General features: G+C 40.3%; 6 protein-coding genes. 2 read left to right on the top strand and 4 right to left on the bottom strand.

The annotated features are described in order from the left end of the window. Positions 1-225 precede the first annotated feature (225 nt). The 3 genes from OGM63_RS25665 to OGM63_RS25655 form a co-directional block, all read right to left on the bottom strand. The gene (locus tag OGM63_RS25665) at positions 226-396 is read right to left on the bottom strand and encodes a hypothetical protein (protein WP_263748538.1); all 171 of its coding nucleotides are present in this window, start codon (positions 394-396) and stop codon (positions 226-228) included. Positions 397-611: 215 nt separating this feature from the next. Beyond that, a complete protein-coding gene (locus OGM63_RS25660) occupies positions 612-2084 on the bottom strand; it encodes a serine/threonine-protein kinase (protein WP_263748537.1) in 1473 nt (490 codons plus the stop codon). A gap of 266 nt (positions 2085-2350) precedes the next feature. Beyond that, a complete protein-coding gene (locus OGM63_RS25655; RefSeq protein WP_263748536.1) occupies positions 2351-2545 on the bottom strand; it encodes a hypothetical protein in 195 nt (64 codons plus the stop codon). A gap of 92 nt (positions 2546-2637) precedes the next feature. Here OGM63_RS25655 and OGM63_RS25650 point away from each other — a divergent pair, with 92 nt between their 5' ends. Both OGM63_RS25650 and OGM63_RS25645 read left to right on the top strand, forming a co-directional pair. Further along, positions 2638-2763, top strand: a complete 126-nt coding sequence (locus tag OGM63_RS25650) for a hypothetical protein (protein WP_263748535.1) — start codon at positions 2638-2640, stop codon at positions 2761-2763. A gap of 243 nt (positions 2764-3006) precedes the next feature. Continuing rightward, the gene (locus OGM63_RS25645) at positions 3007-3318 is read left to right on the top strand and encodes a hypothetical protein (protein WP_263748534.1); all 312 of its coding nucleotides are present in this window, start codon (positions 3007-3009) and stop codon (positions 3316-3318) included. A gap of 131 nt (positions 3319-3449) precedes the next feature. Here the strand turns inward: OGM63_RS25645 and menB are convergent, their stop codons facing one another. After that, positions 3450-4283, bottom strand: a complete 834-nt coding sequence (menB, locus tag OGM63_RS25640; protein ID WP_263748533.1) for a 1,4-dihydroxy-2-naphthoyl-CoA synthase — start codon at positions 4281-4283, stop codon at positions 3450-3452. Positions 4284-4367 lie beyond the last annotated feature (84 nt).

Genomic DNA, 4367 nt, shown 5'->3' with positions numbered 1-4367 from the left:
AGTTAAAAGCCGTCCCTGACTGGCAAAAACGACTTAGAGAGGCTGTTGACGAAATAATTAAAGACACGGATATTTGTCAATAGACGTATAGGTTTGTCCGTATTATTGGCTACTTAGGCGTAACTCTCTAAGTTTTTTTCTCACATTTCTGACAATTGTGTTTAATGGACTGTTGCGATCCACAAAACGTAGTAAGTCCTGTTGTATCCACAAGATATATCACAGCTAAAAATGTTCCTCGTAAATACCTTCACGACTGACTGCATAATCTGAAAGTGTTGGTATTGAGTTAACCTGTAATGCAAACTCATCTAACAATCTATCTATACTTTCTTCCAACTCCAGTTCATCTTCCCAGTTGTTATTATTCAATTGAGTAGATGTTTGTTCCAGCAATGCTTCTATTGTTGGTGCGAAGGCTTCAGCTAATAATTTTTGAATGCTTTGGACATCCCTACGTACAATACTTTACCGTAGTTTTTGTTTCAATTACGGTGACAATTGCAGGGTAATAATCGTCATAGTTTGATAGTGCGGATAAACCGTTTTTTTCATTTTATATCCGGCAAATCATATATATATTGTAGAGACGTTCCACCGGAACGTCTCTACTACTGAATTTCAAATGATTTAATCATTGTTTCTGCTGTTTGGATAAAGTCGTCATAATTATCTATTGCTGCCGTATAAGTAATGACATATGCTTTATCACCTCTTAAAGTAAAAATTTGCATACTTTTTAAATTATTTTCCCCATCTTTACCAGTATAAATTAATTTATACGCTGATTTATTTGCCAGAATTGTGTCACCAGGCTTTTGAATTTCAGCTTTTACCAAATGTCTCGTGATGTCTTTAGTAGATGTATCGCTAAAATCCTCTAATGTCCCGGAAAAATCTTCAACGCTGATAGTTAGTTTTTCTTGGAATTTGTCTGCATTACTTTGTTTGGGAGAGACAAATGCAACTTGTTCCCCAGTGATCGGATTGTCTATATCTCGTCTTTCCCAGCTTTGGGGATATTTAATTTTTATCCCTAAACTTGAATTTCCATAAGTTAAGAAATTTTCTGGTGGTAATGGTGGTTTAGAAGGATGAATTAAGTACCAATATGCAATACTTATTGCAAGTAGTGCTGCGATCGCCAATCCTATCATAAATTTATTCGGCGATCGCTCTGGCTGAGTTTGTGTAGTTGCAGTGACTCTTGAAGTCCCAGAAATTGCTGTTGTTTTATTGTGTATTTTTGTGCCAGAAGGTGCTATTGCCCTTAAAGCTTGCAATGCTTCGGAAGCTGAATAATAACGCTGACGAAAGTCGTAGCGCACCATTTTATCTATAAAATCTGCTAACTGTTGACTTACCCGTGCTTGATTTTGCCAAACAACTTCACCTTGAGAGTCTTTTGGCAAGTGGAGTGGGAATATTCCTGTCAGTGCTTGAATCCCAATCATACCCACTGCATAAACATCGCTGCTGAATTGGGGATGACGATTAGCTTGTTCGCTTGGCATATAACCAGGAGTGCCAATCGCAACAGTAAAACTCGTTTGCCCTTGAGAATTTATAACTTGGGTACTAATTTGTTTAACCGCACCAAAGTCAATCAAGACAATTTTACCATCTTGACGCCGCCGGATGTTTGATGGTTTGATATCTCGGTGAATAATTTCGTGCTGATGGACGAAAGCTAAAACTTCGAGAATATGTTCTAAAATTTCAATCACATCAGCTTCGCTGAGTTGTTTGCCTAAAGGCAATTCTGCACTTAAATCGTGACCTTCGATAAACTCCTGAACCAAATAAAATTCCTGATTTTCGTCAAGGTGAGCTAAAAGAGAGGGGATTTGGTCATGTTTTCCTAAAGTTTCCAGCATTTCTGCTTCTTGGTCAAAAAGCCGTTGTGCTTCTCGTAAAGTGTACGGATCAATAGCTTTTGCTTTAAACTGCTTGACAACGCACTTAGGATTTCTCGGTCGTTGCATATCTTCAGCTACGAAAGTAACCCCAAAAGTCCCTTCTCCTAAATATTTGAGAATTTGGTAGCGTCCACCAAGCTTTTGACCCAGCATTACAGTCACCATAAGTCCTGCAAGTTATCACCTTAGTTGATAACGATTTTCGCACACAATTAAAGTTGCTAATATTTACGAAATATTTATGTATCTACTCACATCTTGCACAAGCACGATTAAAATCGCGGCTACTCGAACAAAGCCTGCCGACCCAGGCTACAGAACCCCTGATTTTCCGCGCTTTCCGCGTAGGCGGTGAGTCCAGCGCTGCGGGAGGGTTTCCCTCCGCAGGCGACTGGCGAACCCGAAGGGACTTGGTTTGTTTAGCCGCGATTTTAATCGTTCGGGCTTGGTGCAAGATATGTATCTAGGCATAGTACTGAAATGGTGCTTTTTCTCAGTGCGATCGCGTTGATTTTATCACTTACTACATTAGCAGTATATTCAATCACAATAACCTGATGGCAACCCTCATCTTTAGTAACGACTGGTATTGAAGTCGAAAAAATCAATAATTTTAATCTGTTCAAAAACATCCTCCCATACACTTGGCTAGTTTTCAGGCAGAAATCTGCTTCATCAAGGGGGGTTTATCTATCGTCCCGCAAAGGGTAGTCATTCCTTGTGGACTCATGCATTAATCCCTGATGAACCACTTACCATTGCCAGCAAAGATGGAGATGATGCACCAAAATATTTAGAAAAGCAAGGTTATTTGACATTTTTTGAGGTGAATTTAACACGCTGACTAAATCTAAAACATAAGGCTTAACCTTGATCCCTAATGCTTTTGAGCCTCAGACTGCTATATTTACGGGAGTTGAATTATTGCCAAATATGACACAAATCTAAAAATTTTATAAAGTTAATACTTTCATCGGGATCGCTAGAACATATACAGAATAATGGGTTTATGGCTTAAATAGGTATTTATATGTAGAGGAGAATTGAAAGTAGAAATCAGCCCTAACGGGATTTAAAATCAACCCAGATGAAACCCATTAAATTCTTGACTTCTGCCTGTCGATATTGTCGTCATTATAAGCCAGAAGGACGCCGTGGCGGACTTTGCCAACAGTTGGGAGCGCCAGTTCTCGGAAGTTGGAAGGCTTGCTCTTTCGCGCTCCCACCCTTTGCACCTACCTGGGAAAGCTTGGAAGATGTTTGGAGTTTGCCGGATGCAACACCAGTTTTGGCTTCTAGTTCTTTAGGTTCTAGTTTAGATAAAATTGCAGTTGCTTGTGTTACTCAAACTGCCGTCTGCACTTCTGAACAGGCACTTGCTCAGGCAGTTTTAATTTAGGGGCTGATTATTACCAAACTCCTCAAATTACTCAGATCAAAATAAATTTGGTTTTAATATTTGTCAATTTGTAAAGAATCTTCACATTTTCCAAAATCGCATCTTTGCTTAAAGGTGCGATTTTTGAGTTTTTAAGGAAGCCAGGGAAAGTCGCGAAAATTTGGCGGACGCTTTTCAAGAAAAGCTTGTTTGCCTTCAGAACCTTCTTCGGTCATGTAATAAAGTAAAGTGGCATTACCTGCGAGTTCTTGCAAACCAGCTTGTCCATCACAATCGGCATTGAATGCGGCTTTGAGACAGCGAATAGCGATGGGACTTTTTTCTAATATTTCTTGTGCCCACTGAATTCCTTCTTTTTCTAGTTGTTCTATGGGTACGACACAATTAACTAAACCCATTTCCTCGGCTTGTTGTGCAGTATATTGACGGCAGAGAAACCAAATTTCTCGCGCTTTTTTTTGTCCGACGATGCGGGCAAGATAACTTGCGCCAAAACCACCATCAAAACTGCCGACTTTGGGACCAGTCTGCCCGAAAATGGCGTTATCGGCTGCGATGGTGAGATCGCAAATTAAGTGTAAAACGTGTCCACCACCGATCGCATATCCAGCTACCAAAGCAATTACTACTTTCGGCATCGAACGAATCAGCCGTTGTAAATCTAATACATTCAGACGGGGTACACCATCATCATCTACATAACCTGCGTGTCCTCGCACACTTTGATCGCCACCAGCACAAAAGGCGTATTTCCCATCTGTGTGGGGTCCATATCCTGTAAATAGTACAACACCAATAGTAGTATCTTCACGGGCATCAGAAAAAGCGTTGTAAAGTTCAAAGACGGTTTTCGGACGAAAAGCATTGCGTTTGTGGGGACGATTGATGGTGATTTTGGCGATACCGTCAGCTTTGTGGTAAAAAATATCTTCGTAGGTTTTGGCAGTTTCCCAGTTGATTTGCATAGCTGTGGAGTGCGTTGTGCTTGAGAATTTTATCGCAGTTGCAAGCACAAGCGATCGCTTTTATCGCAACATGGGGGGATGGGG

This window comes from Plectonema radiosum NIES-515, from assembly GCF_025753815.1.
In the GTDB taxonomy this organism is placed as follows: domain Bacteria; phylum Cyanobacteriota; class Cyanobacteriia; order Cyanobacteriales; family Nostocaceae; genus Hassallia; species Hassallia radiosum_A.
The sequence above is the reverse complement of the archived record's forward strand: the minus strand, read 5'-3'. Positions and strand labels throughout refer to the sequence as shown.

Bases quoted from the DNA above. Each gene is read 5' to 3' on its own strand.
- menB (WP_263748533.1), bottom strand. From the start codon at position 4,283: ATGCAAATCAACTGGGAAACTGCCAAAACCTACGAAGATATTTTTTAC.
- OGM63_RS25660 (WP_263748537.1), bottom strand. From the start codon at position 2,084: ATGGTGACTGTAATGCTGGGTCAAAAGCTTGGTGGACGCTACCAAATT.
- OGM63_RS25645 (WP_263748534.1), top strand. From the start codon at position 3,007: ATGAAACCCATTAAATTCTTGACTTCTGCCTGTCGATATTGTCGTCAT.